Source organism: Vibrio sp. QJM3NY_26 (assembly GCF_057786005.1).
This window is the reverse complement of the sequence record NZ_CM173515.1, coordinates 654612-672814: the sequence shown is the minus strand read 5'-3', so window position 1 is coordinate 672814 and position 18203 is coordinate 654612. Positions and strand designations below refer to the sequence as shown.

Annotated in this window: 17 protein-coding genes; all 17 read right to left on the bottom strand. The window is 46.3% G+C overall.

Annotation, left to right across the window (positions count from 1 at the left end):
- Window positions 1–67 precede the first annotated feature (67 nt).
- The 17 genes from ureC to ispG all read right to left on the bottom strand — a co-directional run bounded on the left by ureC (window position 68) and on the right by ispG (window position 18203).
- The gene (gene ureC / locus AC3CH4_RS02945) at window positions 68–1771 is read right to left on the bottom strand and encodes an urease subunit alpha (protein ID WP_017095400.1); all 1704 of its coding nucleotides are present in this window, start codon (window positions 1769–1771) and stop codon (window positions 68–70) included.
- A gap of 41 nt (window positions 1772–1812) precedes the next feature.
- The gene (locus AC3CH4_RS02940; RefSeq protein WP_488543267.1) at window positions 1813–2148 is read right to left on the bottom strand and encodes an urease subunit beta; all 336 of its coding nucleotides are present in this window, start codon (window positions 2146–2148) and stop codon (window positions 1813–1815) included.
- 11 nt (window positions 2149–2159) lie between these two features.
- Entirely contained in the window at window positions 2160–2462 is a 303-nt protein-coding gene (gene ureA / locus AC3CH4_RS02935; protein WP_004735119.1) for an urease subunit gamma, read from the bottom strand.
- A 133-nt stretch (window positions 2463–2595) separates the two neighbouring features.
- Complete coding sequence (locus tag AC3CH4_RS02930) at window positions 2596–3543, bottom strand: urease accessory protein UreD (RefSeq protein WP_488543266.1); 948 nt, start codon at window positions 3541–3543, stop codon at window positions 2596–2598.
- The gene (gene urtE, locus AC3CH4_RS02925; RefSeq protein ID WP_171329508.1) at window positions 3540–4235 is read right to left on the bottom strand and encodes an urea ABC transporter ATP-binding subunit UrtE; all 696 of its coding nucleotides are present in this window, start codon (window positions 4233–4235) and stop codon (window positions 3540–3542) included. Before urtE ends, AC3CH4_RS02930 begins: the two co-directional genes overlap by 4 nt.
- A 1-nt stretch (window position 4236) precedes the next feature.
- The gene (urtD, locus tag AC3CH4_RS02920; protein ID WP_488543265.1) at window positions 4237–5079 is read right to left on the bottom strand and encodes an urea ABC transporter ATP-binding protein UrtD; all 843 of its coding nucleotides are present in this window, start codon (window positions 5077–5079) and stop codon (window positions 4237–4239) included.
- Window positions 5076–6248 carry an urea ABC transporter permease subunit UrtC gene (gene urtC, locus AC3CH4_RS02915; RefSeq protein ID WP_488543264.1) on the bottom strand — a complete coding sequence of 391 codons (1173 nt, stop codon included), beginning with the start codon at window positions 6246–6248 and terminating at the stop codon, window positions 5076–5078. Before urtC ends, urtD begins: the two co-directional genes overlap by 4 nt.
- Window positions 6249–6258: 10 nt before the next feature.
- Window positions 6259–7887: an urea ABC transporter permease subunit UrtB gene (gene urtB / locus AC3CH4_RS02910; protein ID WP_488543263.1), complete on the bottom strand. Its 1629-nt coding sequence runs from the start codon at window positions 7885–7887 to the stop codon at window positions 6259–6261.
- Window positions 7888–8047: 160 nt separating this feature from the next.
- A complete protein-coding gene (gene urtA, locus AC3CH4_RS02905) occupies window positions 8048–9334 on the bottom strand; it encodes an urea ABC transporter substrate-binding protein (RefSeq protein WP_076650847.1) in 1287 nt (428 codons plus the stop codon).
- Window positions 9335–9628: 294 nt separating this feature from the next.
- Window positions 9629–9856 carry a zinc ribbon domain-containing protein gene (locus AC3CH4_RS02900; RefSeq protein ID WP_114633017.1) on the bottom strand — a complete coding sequence of 76 codons (228 nt, stop codon included), beginning with the start codon at window positions 9854–9856 and terminating at the stop codon, window positions 9629–9631.
- A gap of 36 nt (window positions 9857–9892) precedes the next feature.
- Entirely contained in the window at window positions 9893–10894 is a 1002-nt protein-coding gene (locus tag AC3CH4_RS02895) for a sensor domain-containing diguanylate cyclase (protein ID WP_114633016.1), read from the bottom strand.
- 289 nt (window positions 10895–11183) lie between these two features.
- Entirely contained in the window at window positions 11184–12104 is a 921-nt protein-coding gene (locus AC3CH4_RS02890) for an alanyl-tRNA editing protein (protein ID WP_237291094.1), read from the bottom strand.
- A 133-nt stretch (window positions 12105–12237) separates the two neighbouring features.
- Window positions 12238–13719, bottom strand: a complete 1482-nt coding sequence (gene der, locus AC3CH4_RS02885) for a ribosome biogenesis GTPase Der (protein ID WP_004735108.1) — start codon at window positions 13717–13719, stop codon at window positions 12238–12240.
- Window positions 13720–13877: 158 nt separating this feature from the next.
- Window positions 13878–15038 carry an outer membrane protein assembly factor BamB gene (gene bamB / locus AC3CH4_RS02880; protein ID WP_004735107.1) on the bottom strand — a complete coding sequence of 387 codons (1161 nt, stop codon included), beginning with the start codon at window positions 15036–15038 and terminating at the stop codon, window positions 13878–13880.
- 10 nt (window positions 15039–15048) lie between these two features.
- Window positions 15049–15663: a YfgM family protein gene (locus tag AC3CH4_RS02875; protein WP_054548097.1), complete on the bottom strand. Its 615-nt coding sequence runs from the start codon at window positions 15661–15663 to the stop codon at window positions 15049–15051.
- 79 nt (window positions 15664–15742) lie between these two features.
- Window positions 15743–17011: a histidine--tRNA ligase gene (hisS, locus tag AC3CH4_RS02870; protein WP_488543262.1), complete on the bottom strand. Its 1269-nt coding sequence runs from the start codon at window positions 17009–17011 to the stop codon at window positions 15743–15745.
- A 70-nt stretch (window positions 17012–17081) separates the two neighbouring features.
- The gene (ispG, locus tag AC3CH4_RS02865) at window positions 17082–18203 is read right to left on the bottom strand and encodes a flavodoxin-dependent (E)-4-hydroxy-3-methylbut-2-enyl-diphosphate synthase (protein ID WP_488543261.1); all 1122 of its coding nucleotides are present in this window, start codon (window positions 18201–18203) and stop codon (window positions 17082–17084) included.

Here is an 18203-nt window from a genome sequence, read left to right as displayed (position 1 = left end):
CCCTTAGCTAAGAGCTAGAACAAGAGCCTTCAGCTCAGCGCTAAAATAAAAGCCTTCAGCCGAGCTCTTAAAATAGAAAATACCGCTGTGCCATTGGTAGTTCTTCAGCAGGTTCACAAGTTAGCAATTCACCATCGGCGCGTACTTGATACGTCTGAGAATCCACCTCAATCTTCGGCATCCAATCATTGAGCTTCATGTCGGCTTTGCTAATGTTTCGGCAGTTACTTACTACGCCAATCAAACTCTGCAGACCCAACTGTTTATCAATGTTCTGCGCTTTGGCTTCCTTAGAGACAAACAGCATTGATGTGTTTTGACATGCCTTGCCGTAGCTACCAAACATAGATCGGTAGTGAACTGGCTGAGGGGTTGGGATTGAAGCGTTTGGGTCACCCATCGGCGCCATGGCGATCATGCCGCCTTTCAAAATCACACTCGGTTTCACACCAAAGAAAGCGGGCTTCCACAACACTAAATCCGCCAGCTTTCCTGCTTCAATAGAGCCGATTTCATGAGACATACCATGAGTGATCGCTGGGTTGATGGTGTACTTAGCGACATAGCGTCTTAATCGGAAGTTATCGCTGTAGTCTGAATCTTCTTTTAGGCTGCCGCGCTGAACTTTCATCTTGTGCGCGGTTTGCCAAGTTCGAGTTATTACTTCACCCACTCGCCCCATAGCTTGTGAATCCGAAGCGATCATCGAGAACGCGCCTAAGTCATGAAGAATGTCTTCTGCGGCAATGGTTTCACGGCGAATACGCGATTCGGCGAACGCGACATCTTCAGCAATCGATGGTGAAAGGTGATGACACACCATCAACATATCCAAATGCTCATCGACGGTATTGATGGTGTAAGGTCGTGTTGGGTTAGTCGATGAAGGCAGAACGTTAGGTTCGCCTGCCGCACGAATAATATCGGGAGCATGACCACCGCCCGCACCTTCGGTGTGATAGGTATGAATCACGCGATCACCGATTGCGCCAAGTGTCGATTCAACAAAACCAGATTCATTCAGAGTGTCGGTATGAATCGCAACTTGTACGTCCATCTCGTCAGCCACATTTAAGCAGGTATCGATTGAAGCGGGAGTGGTTCCCCAGTCCTCATGCAACTTCAAACCCACTGCACCTGCCGCTACTTGTTCGCGTAGAGCTTCTGGCTGGCTGGCATTGCCTTTGCCTAACAAACCAAAGTTCATTGGGAATTGATCGAGCGATTCCAACATACGGTGCATGTTCCAAGGCCCCGGAGTACATGTGGTTGCGTTAGTGCCGGTGTTTGGCCCAGTACCACCGCCGATCATGGTTGTCACACCCGACGCCAGTGCTTCTTCAATCTGTTGTGGGCAAATAAAGTGGATGTGTGAATCAATACCACCAGCAGTCAAGATTGAACCTTCGCCCGCTAAAATCTCCGTGCCCGGGCCGATCACAATATCAACGCCCGGTTGAACATCTGGATTGCCCGCTTTGCCCAATGCCTGAACTCGGCCATCTTTAATTGCGACATCGGCTTTCACGATGCCCCAGTAGTCTAATACGATGGCGTTGGTAATCACCAAATCCGGTGTCTCAGCACTTGGACGTTGGCTTTGCCCTTGTCCATCACGGATAACTTTACCGCCGCCGAACTTCACTTCGTCGCCGTATACGGTGTAATCCTTTTCAACTTCTAGCCATAAATCAGTGTCAGCAAGACGCACTCGGTCTCCAACTGTTGGCCCGAACATTTCGGCGTAAGCCTGTCTGGATATCGTCGCCATGATCAATCCTTTGTTGTTTTAATTATTTCCGTGAAGAGCGCTTAAAGCTTGCCCATCACCTTTCCTTGGAAGCCATAGATCTCTAACTTACCGGCGTAACGCACTAACTCGACGCTGCGCGACTGACCCGGCTCAAAGCGGGTTGCAGTACCAGCAGGAATATTGAGTCGAAAGCCTTTAGTGGCTTCTCGGTCAAAGTTCAGCGAAGGGTTTGCTTCATAGAAGTGGTAATGAGAGCCAATTTGAACAGGACGATCGCCAATGTTTTTCACCTTAACGGACGTCGTGTCGCGGCCTTCATTGAGAATGATGTCACCGGGAGCGGTTTCTACTTTTCCGGGAACGAATCCTGAGTATTGTTTTGTTGAACCAGCCATATTACTTCTCCCTACACGATAGGTTCATGAACGGTCACCAGCTTGGTGCCATCAGGAAAAGTGGCTTCGACTTGTACATCAGGGATCATGGAAGGGATCCCCTCCATAACGTCATCGACGGTAAGCAATGTGCGTCCAAAATCCATCAATTCCGAAACGGTTTTACCCTCGCGGGCACCTTCAAGAATGGCACTGCTGATCAGCGCAATAGATTCTGGGTAGTTGAGTTTTAAGCCTTTTTGTTTGCGCTGCTGTGCCAGCATTCCTGCGCAGAAGATAAGTAGCTTATCTTTTTCTCTTGGTGTTAATTCCATTTAGCCGCCCGCTGTTAGTGTTATTTTCTTAGAGCTCAAAAACGCATGAGCAGTAAGTGGGATTCAAACACAGCAAGCTTTAAAAAATGTACCGAGGGCCGGAAGTCGCCCTCGGTACAAAAAGGGCTAATCGCTAAGTCGCCCAAATCCTTGGTAAATCAGGAGTCGTACCACACAAATGAGAGCGAGTTGCTTGCCATATCTGACCAAAGGCTTGGAGGATGTCTTCACTCCAATACCCCAAGGCTCGCACCACAATCAATCCCTCTATTTGCGTCGCACCCATTATTAATGTGGGCTCATTCGGCATTTCCGATGTAACTGATTGCTGTGAAGCTTGCTGTGTAATAGATAAGAGCAAGCTCTGTACCAACTCTAAATCTTGCTTCTCATTTGAGGTGATATAAAAGGTTCCCATCATTGAATAATCAAGTAACCCCATATTTATCATTAACTTATCTCCACCGTGAAAATTAAAACCTTCAGTCAGAAGCCTTTGATTATCAAGATAGATTTCTGTTTTCCCAACGAGGTGACCATGCTCGAATCCCTCATTCTGTGCAGGGCGTCCAAAACAGTGCATCTCCCAACCCCAAAATTGTGCACCCTTTTCCAGACGAATTTCAGTGTCTAAACGAACGTGTGCATTGGGGAAAAAGATGTTCTCTTGCGGCATCCATTCCAAGCGTGCATCTTTCTTCACTCGTAGGGTCTGCTTCTGCTTGGCGTACTTGTTGTTTGAGCGATAAAACTTGGTCGCACCGGGTGTGGTGATCAACGCATGTGCACCGCTTTCGATGGTCGCTTCAATATTGAGTGTGTCACCACCTACGACTCCGCCGGGGGGATGAAGTAAGTAGGTGTGACACGTTTCCCCATCAGGATACAAGGGGCGTTGCACCGCAAGCGGACCAGACTGCTGACGATTCTTTAAAACGGTTTTATCACCACGGTCAACAAAGGTGAGGTTTAAGCTCGCCTGCCAACCGTCTCGGATATCTTGTTCGATGGTTTCATTCAGAGACAAAGCCTCGGTTAGAGAAGCGTCCCTTTCTTCGCTCAAAGAAAATAAAGCACTCATACGGTCAGGTACTCCTTGATCAAGGACTCATTAAGCCCTTTCATTTCACCTTCTGCCACCTGACGCCCACGGTCGAGAATACAAAAACGGTCACCGACCTTTCTCGCAAATGGTAGCTTTTGCTCGACAAGCAGAACCGTGAGTCCCATCTTCTCGTTGAGCATGCGAATGATGTCGCCAATCTCTTGCACGATATTGGGCTGAATACCTTCTGTCGGTTCATCTAAGATCAATAGCTTAGGGTTAACCACCAATGCACGACCAATCGCGAGTTGTTGTTGCTGACCACCGGATAAGTCGCCACCACGTCGATGCAGCATCTCTTTTAACACTGGGAATATATCGAAGATGAGCTCAGGGATCTTACGGTCGCCCTTTTCTCGAATCGGCAAGCCTACTTCTAGGTTTTCTTGAACCGTGAGCATCGGAAAGATCTGACGACCTTGCGGCACATAACCGATACCTTGGCGTGCACGCTCTTCAGCATCGGTTTTCAGCAGCGACTCACCCGATAATGAGATATCACCGCTTTCGACCTTAACCAATCCCATGATGCATTGCAGCAGAGTCGTTTTTCCGACGCCATTGCGCCCCATTAGCACTGTGCATTTACCTTCCGGGATCTGCATGTCCAAATCCCACAGCGTGTGGCTCTCACCGTAATATTGATTAACTGATTTAACCTCTAACATCCTATTCTCCGAGATAAACTTGTTTAACTTCTGGGTGAGCCTGCACTTGATCCATAGTGCCTTCGGCCAACACATGACCTTGATGAAGCACGGTGACATGGCTTGCAATGGAGCGCACGAAGTCCATATCGTGTTCGACTACCACAACCGAGTGCTTGCCTGCCAGTGAGTTAAGTAACTCAGAGGTACGGTCCATCTCTTGGTGAGTCATGCCTGCAACGGGCTCATCCACCAGCAACAGCTTGGGGTTTTGCATCAATAACATGCCGATCTCTAACCACTGTTTCTGACCGTGAGACAGGTTACCAGCCAAATTCGCCGCTTCGTCTTTTAAGTGAATCAGCTCAAGTACCGAGGTCAGTTTGTCTTTCTGCTCACCAGACATCTCAGCAATGAAAGTTGCCCACACTGAGCGGTCACCGGCCATCGCTAACTCAAGGTTCTGCCACACGGTTAGACATTCAATCACGGTCGGCTTTTGGAACTTGCGTCCAACGCCTGCATTAGCAATTTCAGCTTCGTTCATCTTGAGTAGATTGATGTTCGAACCTAGCCACACTTCACCAGTGTCCGGCTTAGTTTTCCCTGTGATGATGTCCATCATGGTGGTTTTACCTGCGCCATTAGGACCGATGATGCAGCGAAGCTCTCCCTCTTTGATGTAGAGGTTCAGATCGTTTATCGCTTGGAAACCATCGAAGCTTTTGTTAACGCCTTCTACATACAACAGCACGTTATGACGGGTATCGATGGCGGGATGAATATCGGGTTTGAGGTAATCAAAGACTTGGTCTCGACGAGTGAACGCCTGAACCGATTCCTTTACGCTATTAAATGTGGTCATGCGATCACCTCCTTGGCTTTGTGCTGATCATCCTTATCTTTATCTTGGTTTTTCCCATTCGATGCCTTGCGCAGCTGCCGCCACTTTTCACTGACAAAACCAATCACACCTTGTGGGAAGTACATGGTCGAAAGAACGAATAGCCCACCCAGAGCAAATAACCACACCTCTGGGAACTCAACCGTAAACCAGCTCTTGGCGTAGTTGATGATCAGAGCCCCAACAATGGCACCAAACAGAGTGGCACGACCGCCTAATGCAACCCAAACCACAATCTCAATCGAGTTAAGCGGGGCAAATTCTCCCGGGTTAATGATACCAACTTGAGGGACATATAAAGCCCCAGCAATACCCGCGATAACAGCAGAAAGAACGAAGACCCACAGCTTGATGCCATCGACGTCGTAGCCCATAAAACGAGTACGTGATTCCGTATCACGAATCGCTAATGCCACACGACCTAATCGACTGGTCACCACCATACGACAAGCGATGTAGCTGAGAATAAGCGCAATACCAGTCGCGACAAACAGACCTATCTTGACCGCATCACTCTGCAAGCTCAGACCTATGATGTCTTTGAAGTCTGTCAGTCCATTGTTACCACCAAAGCCCATCTCGTTGCGGAAAAATGCCAGCATCAATGCGTAAGTTAACGCCTGAGTCATGATAGAAAGGTAAACCCCTGATACGCGAGAGCGGAAAGCAAGGTAACCAAACAAGTAAGCCAATGCGCCCGGCACCAACACCACCATTAAGCACGCGAACCAGAACTGATCAAAACCCTGCCAGAACCACGGCAACGCCGACCAATCAAGGAACACCATAAAGTCAGGCAGGATTGGATCACCATAAACCCCACGGTCACCAATCTGACGCATTAAGTACATGCCCATCGCATAACCACCAAGCGCAAAGAAAGCACCGTGGCCGAGGCTCAAGATTCCGAGATAGCCCCACACAAGATCGAGCGCCAACGCCAACATTGCGTAGCTCAGGTATTTACCCATCAGCGAGATAGTGAAAGTCTCAACATGGAGCGGGTGCCCACTTGGTAACATGGTGTTAGCCATTGGGATAAGAATGACGGCCGCAAGAATGGCAAGGATGGTCAGTTGGCCACCTTTGTCACCACGCATTGCCGAAAGTACAAATGATTTTGACTGCATGATGTTGTCCTTAACCTTCAGCCGCACGACCACGTTGCGGGAAGAGTCCGCGTGGGCGTTTTTGAATAAATAGAATGATGAAAACCAGTACCAGAATTTTGGCGAGAACCGCACCAGCCCATGGTTCTAAAATCTTATTAAATAAGCCAAGGCTGAGCCCTGCGACTAGTGTGCCCCATAGGTTGCCAACCCCGCCGAATACCACCACCATGAATGAGTCGATGATGTACGCCTGCCCCATATTTGGGCCAACGTTAGTCAGTTGAGAAAGCGCTACACCCGCAACACCTGCGACGCCAGAGCCTAAACCGAAGGTCATCGCATCAACTCGCTCAGAACGAATCCCCATCGCACGAGCCATGCCACGGTTTTGAGAAACCGCACGAACCTGAAGGCCTAACGGTGTCTTTTTCAGAACCATCAATAAGCCCATAAACACCAAACCACAGAACAGGATGATATAAAGTCGGTTATAAGTCAGAGACAGCATTGGGTTTAATTGAAGTGCGCCAGACATCCATTCAGGCGTGCTTACTGAGCGGTTCAATGGAGAGAAAATCGAGCGAACGGCTTGCTGCAAGATCAAGCTGATACCAAAGGTCGCGAGTAAGGTTTCCAATGGGCGACCATAAAGATGACGAATCACACTTCGCTCGATCACAATGCCCACCAAACCAGAAACAATAAACGCAGCAGGGATAGAGAGTATCAGTGCCAAACCAATATGATTGGGCATCAACAATTGCATGACATAGGTGGTGTAAGCGCCAATCATGATTAGCTCGCCATGAGCCATGTTGATAACGCCCATTACACCAAAGGTAATCGCCAAGCCAATGCCCGCCAGCACCAATACCGAACCTAAGCTCAAACCAAAGAATACCGTTTCAACCCCCGAATAGAGTGCTTGGCTCTGTTGATAACCGTCCATCGCACGCTCTGCCGCTGCCAAGACTTTTGGGTCTTGCTCACTGCTCAGTAGTTGATTCAGTGTTTTCAGAACAACCGAGTGTTTGAAGTCACCGACTCGCTCAATCGACGTGACTCGATCTTCAATGGTGGCACTGTTATTAAGAGAGATGGCAATCGCTAACGACAAATCCATTAGCTCAACTACTTTGCCATCTGATTCATTGGCTCTGAGTTCAGCTATGCGTTCAATGATGTCAGCGTCTTTGGTCCCTAGTAGATCTAAAACAGCTTTATAACGCACCTCTGTATTACTGCTGTTCAGTCCAATAGAAGCAATTTCCCCGCGTAAGATGCCGCGAAGTTTGTTATTCACACGAACTTTTTTAAACTGTCTAGCATTCTCGATATTAAGCGTTGAATCAGTCCATACTGACTGAGCTGACGTTGCCGCTTTGATGTTTTGAATGAGGTAGAGCTGTTTGTACTGCTCGCTCTGTTTCTCATTGAAGTAGTAAAGGTTTCCGTTTAACCAGCCATCTAAAATAGGTTTCGACACATCTTCCGTTTGCGTCTCAATCACCCAATCGATAGCTAATTCTTTATCCGATGTTTTCTTACCAACTAGCGCCTTGGTAAAGCTAGCTTCATCCGTTATTCCCGCAAAAGCCAACTGAGCACTGACTGCTATGAGCAACAGCGCCTTAAATACGTTTAATACGTTTTTCATCCCTGCTTCCTTAACCAACCAAGTTAGATATTGTTATTTTTACTTGGAGGATGTGTGGATAGTGGTTGTTACCTGAAACGATGAGCCTTCCATTCGCTTCGCCCGTTAAACAGACGCGTTCTTCCCAAACCGGAAGGCTCAATATTCCTGAATTGACGCTCTAGTTACCGCCAGAACACTTCTTCGTTTCTACGTTAAACGCACCGCATGAGAATGGCTTCGACCAACTAGAGAACAGTTTTGCCGATTCAGGTAAGTAACTCGACCAAGCATCACCCGCCACTAGTCCAGTGGTTTCCCAAACAATGTCGAATTGACCATCGTCTTGGATTTCACCGATCAGGACTGGTTTAGTAATGTGGTGGTTTGGCAGCATGGTAGAGTAGCCGCCAGAAAGGTTAGGAACAGACACGCCAATCAAGGCATCTTGCACAGATTCAGGATCGGTTGTGCCCGCATTAGTGACCGCTTGAGCCCACATGTTGAAGCCAACATAGTGCGCTTCCATTGGGTCATTGGTGACACGCTTTTCACTCTTGATGAACGACTGCCACGTTTCAACGAACTCTTCATTGGCTTCGGTATCAACACTCATGAAGTAGTTCCATGCCGCTAGGTGACCAACCAGTGGTTCTGTATCCATACCTGACAGTTCTTCTTCACCAACAGAGAATGCAATAACTGGGATGTCTTCAGATGAAATGCCTTGAGCACCAAGCTCTTTATAAAAAGGTACGTTCGCATCGCCATTCACAGTAGAAACCACAGCGGTTTTCTTGCCTGCTTCGCCGAACTTTTTGATGTCTGAAACGATAGATTGCCAATCAGAGTGACCAAATGGCGTGTAGTTGATCATGATGTCTTCTTCTGCGACACCTTTATCTTTTAGGTAGGCTTCAAGGATCTTATTGGTGGTACGTGGATAAACGTAATCGGTACCTGCAAGTACCCAGCGCTCAACTTCAAGCTCTTCCATCAAGTAATCCACTGCAGGGATCGCTTGTTGGTTTGGCGCGGCACCGGTGTAGAAAACGTTTTTAGAAGACTCTTCGCCTTCATACTGTACTGGGTAGAAAAGGATGCTGTTAAGTTCTTCAAAAACAGGCAGCATGGATTTACGTGATACCGATGTCCAACCACCGAACACCACATCCACTTTCTCTTTTTCGATAAGCTCACGTGCTTTTTCTGCAAATAGCGGCCAGTTTGACGCAGGGTCAACAACCACAGGCTCTAGCTTCTTGCCAAGCAAACCGCCCTTTTTGTTCTGCTCTTCGATAAGCATTAGCACGGTATCTTTTAGCGTGGTTTCACTGATCGCCATAGTGCCAGAGAGTGAGTGTAGAACACCGACCTTGATGGTCTCATCAGCAGCAAGCACTGTTGCAGAAGAAAATGAAAGTGTTGTACACAGTGCAGCTAGCGATAAATTGAACACCTTGTTCATGATATTACTCCATAATTGTATTTTTGTTATTCAATTACAGAGTTACAAGAAGAGTGCCAAACTTATAAACCAACAAAATTATTTATAAGTAATTGTATTTATGGAAGTTAAAAGAAACTCACACCAATGGAGTGCATAGCGATCATGTCACTATGTTTCATGCTGGTGCAGTGGCGATGAGAATGAACCAAGATGACACATTCCTGTTCATCAGATACAAAAAAGACCCAACACTTTGGTATTGGGTCTTTGATAAAGCATCAACGATAATCGTTCAAACCATGTAGCTTAAGGCTATTCCGCTGGTTGGAATTCGAATTTTACTCTCGACTTAGACTTCAATTCGTTGCAATCGGCATTACAAAAATAGCTCGCCGCACCACAGGCTTGAAGCTTCTCAAGTTGGCTGCTGCACTCAGGGCAAAACCCAACTTTAGTAAAGTGAGCCTGACAACTTTCACAGTGATACTTGCCATCCCAAGTTAGCTCAGACTGGCACTTAGGGCAGATATTTTCACTCATTAGCATTTCCTAATTCACTACTATTTTTACAATCTACTACCGCTGAGACTTGGCTTGCTTGATTTGATACATGTTCTTATCAGCTTGTGCGATCAACTGGTCTAATCCTTGAGGATCTTTCTCACAAGACAACCCAACACTCACTGAGAACTGCACATCATTGATATAAAGCGCTTGTTGCAGTGCTTTCTCTAAGTCGTGGTAGAAGCTAACAACGCTTTCTTGATCATCAAAGCAAGAGAACACCACAAACTCATCGCCACCGTAACGCCCTATCTTGGCACATGCTGTGGTAGCCTCATCGAGGACTTTTGCAACCGCCAACAGCACATCATCACCAAAACTATGACCATAAGTATCGTTAATCGATTTGAACTTATCGACATCAACAAACAGACACGCCATAACCTTGTCACCAAAACATCGCTTAGCCAACACTTTCTCAGCTTCATTAAACAATGCGCGACGATTCAAGCAATGGGTAAGAGAATCACGATTGGCAAAAAAGTTAAGCTGATTCTCCAGTTCAAACTTTTCTAATGCGACCGAATATAGGGAGGCCAATAGCTCTAAGATCTCAAGCTCAAATTCATGCGGCTCAGATATGTACTGGCTATAAATGGCGAAGGTACCCAGTACATGACCGTGCGATGAGATGATAGGTACCGACCAACAGGCATGTAAATTGGCTTGATTGGTTAAGGCTAAGAAAGGTGCCCAGTTTGGGTGTGTATTTATATTGGAGACCATCACTGCTTTCTTGAGTGCAGCCGCCTCGCCACAAGAACCAATCCCTGCACCAATCCCAACCCCTTCTATCTGCTGATTGTAAAAATCAGGCAGGTTTGGGGCATATTCAAGGTGTAAAGTCTTTGACTCAGAGTTGAGCAGTAAAATTGAAGCCATGCGCTGCCCAAAAATCTGCTCGGTAAGCTGAATGATCTTATGGTTTAAATCTTTGCGATCCATCCCTAGAGCAAGCTTGCGCAGCAAACTGTTGACGGCTCGATGGCCTTCTAATAAAAATTGTTGTTCCATTCACTAAAGCTTTCAATTGTGTAATAGGGTACAGCTTGTTCTTATGCAAGCTTGCTATTGGTTAATAATAACACACTAAATAAGCCGTACACACAATCGAAGATCATAGGTTGATCTTTCGCTTTATCTATTTTGATCAGCGATCTACCCCAAAAAGAATATTTATATCACCACACACCGAAAGCATAAGTTACATGTGCTGCATTTCAATTTTAAATAGTGATTTATATTAAAAGTTACATATAAAAATAAAATAAACAGCACAAGCCATTTCGATCTGTAGTCTAAATCATCGTATTACATGCGTCAGCATTTCAATATGCTGGTCATCTAACTGGGTTAACTTAACCGATAAAGACTTAAGCTCTGACGTATTCTCGATGTGAGTACCACCACAAGGAATAGACACTAAAGTGTCGCTATCCAACTGCCATTCCCAATAGCGAGAGTCTGTTAATGCCTCACCTTCCAGTCTCATTGCTACTGGCGTCGAGTCTGCGAGCCAACCTTTAATCATCTGATTGATGTCGGCTTCGATACCATCAAGATTGGTTAGCATGTCTGCAACATTCAAACCGCGCTTCTTCAGGGTTTTTCCCAAACGATATTTATCGGTACACAACTCGGGAGTCACAAAGCTAGTCACTTGCGCGTAGCTATTGAAGTCATAACTGCCAAGCGGATCTTTTCTATCTGCATCTTTACGCCAGTAGCTCTCAGCCAATACTTTATTCAAGGCTAGGAAAGCGATGTGGCCAGCGCTGTGACCACGGCTCAAACTAGCTTGATACTCTTTATCAACCGTCAACATGACTTCGTCGCTAACCTTAATCATAGAAGCAGATACAGGTAGCTGGTGGACAACCACAAACGTCCACCCTTCCGTATCACGCTTAACAGGGATATCTGCTGCGATATGAAGCTTGCCAGTAGATTGTTCTATTGCACCAACAAGACAGTCTTCAACGGGATATTGCACGTCACCAACATTAACAAAGCCTTGGTCTGCAGGGTGATCTGGCCAAATATGACTCACTGGGTGGAAAGGTGTCATGTCGGTGATCAGGTAGGTTTTGCTGTCATCGTTTTCAACGTACAACGCCTTTGCTTTGATCTGCCAAGCCTGATGACAAAATTGAGTGATGGTTGGTGTGATAACTATTATTGGTTTCATGGATGTCGCTGGTGTCATGGAATCGCTAGTGGTCATATCGTTCTTCTTTTGAAATTGAGTCTAATTCGTTAACCCATCACGATATGGAGATATGAGGTTATGGCTTAACGTGAATTTTGCTTAAAAAAATACCCGAGACAGGCTCGGGTATCAAATCTATTGGAAAGGTTTACTTACGACCTTTAACCATGCTCATCATACGCTTACGTTTACGTTCTTGAGAAATTGTCAGCTTGGTTGTCTTAGCTTCAAATGGGTTCTCGCTGTTCTGGAATTGAATGCGAATAGGTGTACCCATAATCTCTAGTGAACGACGGTAGTAGTTCATCAAGAATCGTTTGTATGAATCTGGCAAGTTACGTACTTGGTTACCGTGGATAACGATAATCGGTGGGTTGTAGCCACCAGCGTGCGCGTATTTCAATTTAACACGACGGCCACGAACCATAGGCGGTTGGTGATCATCAGTCGCCATCTTCATGATACGAGTTAGCACAGAAGTACCAACACGAGTCGTCGCTGACTTGTAAGCTTCTTGAACAGATTCAAACAAGTGACCAACACCTGTACCGTGAAGTGCAGAGATAAAGTGAATACGTGCGAAATCAACGAAACCTAAACGACGGTCTAGTTCTTTCTTAACGCGATCTTTAACATCGCTGTCTAGACCATCCCACTTGTTTACTGCAATAACAATTGAACGACCAGCATTCAACGCAAAGCCTAACAAGCTTAAATCTTGATCAGAGATGTTGTCTCGAGCATCAATAAGCAGCAATACAACGTTAGCATCTTCAATTGCTTTCAGTGTTTTAACCACTGAGAACTTCTCTACTGTTTCGTTGATATTTTTACGACGACGAACACCTGCAGTATCAATCAGAACATATTCACGCTCATCACGCTGCATTGGAATGTAGATAGAGTCACGAGTTGTGCCTGGCATATCGTAAACAACAACACGTTCTTCACCAAGGATACGGTTAGTTAGTGTTGATTTACCAACGTTAGGACGGCCAATGATCGCTAGCTTAATTGGTTGATCTTGAAGGCGCTTGAATTCTTCTTCCGCTTCTTCTTCAGTGAAATCAACTTGTTCTTCTTCTTCGTCTTCAAACTCAGTTAAATCGCTTACTTCGCCATTCTCAGCTTTTAACGCTTCTGCGAACGGGTTAAGAGCAAGATCAATCAACGCTGTTACGCCACGACCGTGCGCTGCAGCGATTTGGTACATGTCTTCTACGCCTAGTTGCCAAAAATCAGCACTTGCAGCATCAGGGTCGATACCATCAACCTTGTTTACGACTAGCATTGAAGGCTTTTCTAGTTGACGAAGGTGCTTAGCAATAGCCACGTCTGAAGGTGTTAGACCCGCACGGCCATCTACCATAAATAGAACGACATCAGCTTCATCAATCGCCGCTAGCGACTGTTCAGCCATTTTAGTTTCAACACCTTCTTCGGTACCGTCGATACCACCAGTGTCAATAACAATAAAGTCATGCTCGCTAAAATGAGCATGACCGTATTTACGGTCACGCGTTAAGCCAGGGAAATCCGCAACCAATGCATCACGAGTTCGAGTCAATCGGTTAAATAACGTAGATTTACCTACGTTCGGACGCCCTACTAGAGCAACAACAGGTACCATAACAACCTCTACAATTTCTTCTCTAAATGTAGTTATAGGTAAGCACTTGATCGCAAGTTTAAACTCTTACCTATAACCACACGGTTTATTAATTTATAACAACAAAACGGCTCCTAGCTGTTACCAACCAGGAGCCGACTGTGAATTGTATCACGCTTTTATTGGCTAATCGTTAGTTTCTTTACATCGCCATTGCGAGTCGTCACTAAGTAGCCTTCAGGCATTTCAATTGGCGCAACCGCAAAGCCGCTATCATCGACGAGCTGTTGAGCAACAAACTCACCCGATGAACGATCTAACCAGTGCAGATAACCTTCTGTATCACCCACAACTACATAACCATTAATAATAGCAGGTGCTGTCAGTAAGCGGTTTTCTAACAATGGAGTGCTCCAAAGTTCAGTACCACTACGCGCATCAACCGCAACCACATGATCTTTGTCGGTAACGACAAACAAACGGCTACCATCACTCGCTAAGTCAATCGCTGACGAGTAGTTACGCTTCCAAATTGGCTTACCAGAACGAAGATCGATAGCGATTAGCTGACCATTGATACCTACTGTATACAGTGTGCCGCCAAGAACAATCGGTGATGCATCAACATCAACCAAGCGATCTATTTCTGTTGCACCTTTTGGTGTGCCTACTGGCTGTTGCCAAATAAGCTGACCACGGTCAACAATAGCGGCTGCTAAACGACCATTTGCAGTCCCCCAGAATACACCGCCAGAAACAGCAACAGGCGAGCTATCGCCACGAAGTGTTAGGCTTGGAACTTCAGTGCTAATCGTCCATTTCTGTTCGCCGCTTTCTTGATCTAACGCGATCAACATACCGCGACTGGTATGAACAATAACCATGTTGCTTTCAGTTGCTGGGGATGCAAGCACCTCACCATTCACTGATACACGCCACAGCTCTTCACCGGTTGATTCATCCATCGCGATCACTTCGCCATTTTCAGAACCAACAAATATTTTGCCGTAAGCCGCCGTTAAGCCACCCGATAAACGAGCCAGTACTTCTTTTTCAAGATCGACTTTCCACAGCTCTTTACCTGTTTCAGGGTCAAGCGCTTTAACCATACCTTCACGGCTCGCAACAAACACTTTGTCGTAAGCCAATTCTGGCGTTAGTTTTGAAAAGTAGTGGCCAACACCATCACCAACCGACGTAGACCATTCTTGGCTAGGAGTGAACTCGCTATTTACTGTTGGTACTGGCGCCATGATTACGGTGTCTTCTTCACCCGCACAGCCAGCCAATAGGCCAAGAGCAATCGCACACAACGCCGCTTTTGGAAACATCTTCTTCATTCAAAGCGCCTTATTTAGCTAGGTCGTCAAGTTTGATTTGAAGCGTTTGGCTCGCATCAGCTGCTTGTTGTGCTTCAGAATAAGCACTGTAAGCCGCATCTGTATCGCCTTTACGAAGTGAGATATCACCACGCAGTTCAGCAACACGGCCAGTCCAAGATTCGTCAGTCATCGCTTCAAGATCAGTCAATGCTGCGTCAAATTCACCTTGCTCAGCTTTGATACGTGCAGCACGGTAAGTCAGTAGTGGCGTAAGAGCCGCATCCTTAGTTGCCGATTTTGCCCACTCAAGCTGTTCAAGTGCTGCTGCAAGCTCACCCGCTTGAACTTGCGCTTTTGCTAGTTGCATAGCAGCAAGTACAGAGTATTCAGCGTCTTTGTTAGCGTCGATAAAAGCTTGAATATCAGATTGAGCATCAACGCCCTTAGCATCAAGAGCTGAAATTACAGAGGTGTAGCCTTCTGAAGCGACTTCACGCGCTTCAACGACTGAATCTTGGTAATAGCGCCAGCCAAATAGACCGCCTAAACCAATAACTGCACCAAAGATTACGGCTTTACCGTTCTCTTTCCACCAATCTTTAATGGCTTCAACTTGTTGCTCTTCGCTATCGTAAAGTTCCACTTCCTGTCCTCTTTAATTCTTTAAACGCCAGCATAGTGCTGACGTTGATATTCATAATGAGCGTTTGCTCAATGGCTAATTAGATTAGCGCAGCAACTTTCTCTGCAACTTCCGTTTGAGACACGGTTTCTTGCTCTCCGCCAACCAGATCTTTTAGCACAACTGTATTGTCAGCAACTTCGTTCTCACCAAGTACCAGTGCTACAACAGCACCTACTTTGTCAGCACGCTTGAATTGCTTTTTGAAGTTACCACCACCGAAGTGGTTCATTACGCGTACGCCTTCAACGGTATCGCGTAATTGATTCGCTAACTGCATGCCTGCGATCATAGTACCTTCGCCAGCAGCAACCACATATATGTCAACGCTACGGCGAACTTCTGTTAGCTCTAGCGTTTCCATCATAAGAACCAGACGCTCTAGACCCATTGCGAAGCCAACAGCATTGGTTGCTTTGCCGCCTAGTTGCTCAACAAGACCATCGTAACGACCGCCGCCACAAACTGTGCCTTGAGCACCAAGGCTATCAGTGATCCACTCAAATACGGTGCGGTTGTAGTAATCTAGGCCACGTACTAGACGCTCATTAACTTGGTATTCGATACCAACAGCGTCAAGAAGTTCACACAAACCAGCAAAATGTTGCTTCGATTCTTCACCTAAATATTCAGATAGTCGAGGTGCGTCACCTAAGATAGCTTGAACATCCGGGTTCTTAGTATCAAGTACACGTAGAGGGTTAGTGTGCATGCGACGTTTGCAGTCTTCATCTAACACATCAATGTGTTGCTCAAGGAAAGCCACTAACGCTGTACGATAGCTTACTCGATCTTCTTGAGAACCGATTGAGTTCAGCTCGAGGCGAACGTGCTTATCGATGCCTAGTCCACGCCATAGACGTGCTGTCATCATGATAAGTTCTGCGTCAACGTCTGGACCGTCTAGGCCAAACACTTCAACACCACATTGGTGGAATTGACGGTAACGACCTTTTTGAGGACGCTCGTGACGGAACATTGGACCCATGTACCATAGGCGCTGCTCATCACGGTTGATAAGGCTGTTTTGAATACATGAACGTACACAACCTGCTGTGCCTTCTGGACGCAGCGTTAGGCTATCACCATTACGGTCATCAAAGGTGTACATCTCTTTAGAAACAACATCAGTTTCTTCACCAACCGCACGGCTAAATAGGTTCGTTTCTTCAACGATAGGCATACGTACTTCGTTGTAACCGTATGCACTCACCACACTTTTAACTGCGCTTTCTACTTTCTGCCACAGTGGTGATTGAGTTGGTAGGCAGTCGTTCATGCCTCGAATTGCTTGGATATTTTTAGCCACAATATTTATTCCGTAATTTCTCACAACCAGGTGTTAGTGCGAATAGACAAACACACCCCATCGCGTTGTATTAATTTTCTAAGTTTTCTACATCAATGCGATTTGCTTTATCAAGCACTGACGCTTTTGCACGAATCTTAGCTTCAAGTTTATCGACAAGGTCATCGTTGTCGAAGCGCTCTTTCTGACGCTTACCGTCTTCGTAGAAGGCACTCTTACGAGCACTACCCGCAAGGCCTAAGTGAGACACTTCAGCTTCACCTGGGCCGTTAACGACACAACCGATAATAGAGACATCCATTGGAGTCACTATGTCTTCTAAGCGTTCTTCAAGGGCGTTAACGGTGTTGATAACATCGAATTCTTGGCGAGAACAGCTCGGACACGCAATGAAGTTGATGCCACGCGAGCGAATGCGCAAAGATTTAAGAATATCAAAGCCCACTTTGATCTCTTCGATTGGATCGGCTGCTAGCGAGATACGCAGCGTATCGCCGATACCTTCGGACAATAACATGCCCAAACCTACAGCCGATTTCACAGAACCCGCACGTGCTCCACCCGCTTCAGTAATACCTAGGTGAAGTGGTTGATCAATCTGCTTAGCAAGCAAACGGTAAGAACCGACGGCTAGGAATACATCAGAAGCCTTCACGCTGACTTTGAATTGATCAAAGTTCAGACGGTCTAGGATATCGACGTGACGCATTGCAGATTCAACCAGCGCTTCTGCTGTAGGCTCTGTGTATTTCTCTTGGATCTCTTTTTCAAGAGAACCGCCGTTAACACCAATACGAATCGGGATATTCATATCACGAGCACAATCCACAACAGAGCGAATGCGACTTTCGTTACCGATGTTACCTGGGTTGATACGCAGACAGTCAACCCCATACTCTGCCACTTTAAGAGCGATACGGTAGTCGAAGTGAATGTCAGCAACCAAAGGAACAGAGACCTGCTGCTTGATTAGCTTAAAGGCTTCAGCGGCCTCCATAGTCGGTACAGATACGCGAACGATATCTGCCCCCACTTTTTCCAAAGCTCGAATTTGAGCGACGGTCGCGGCGACATCTGTTGTTCTTGTGTTGGTCATGGATTGCACAGCAATTGGTGCACCATCACCGATCGGCACATCACCCACATAAATACGGGTTGATTTGCGACGAATAATAGGAGATTCGTGTTGCAT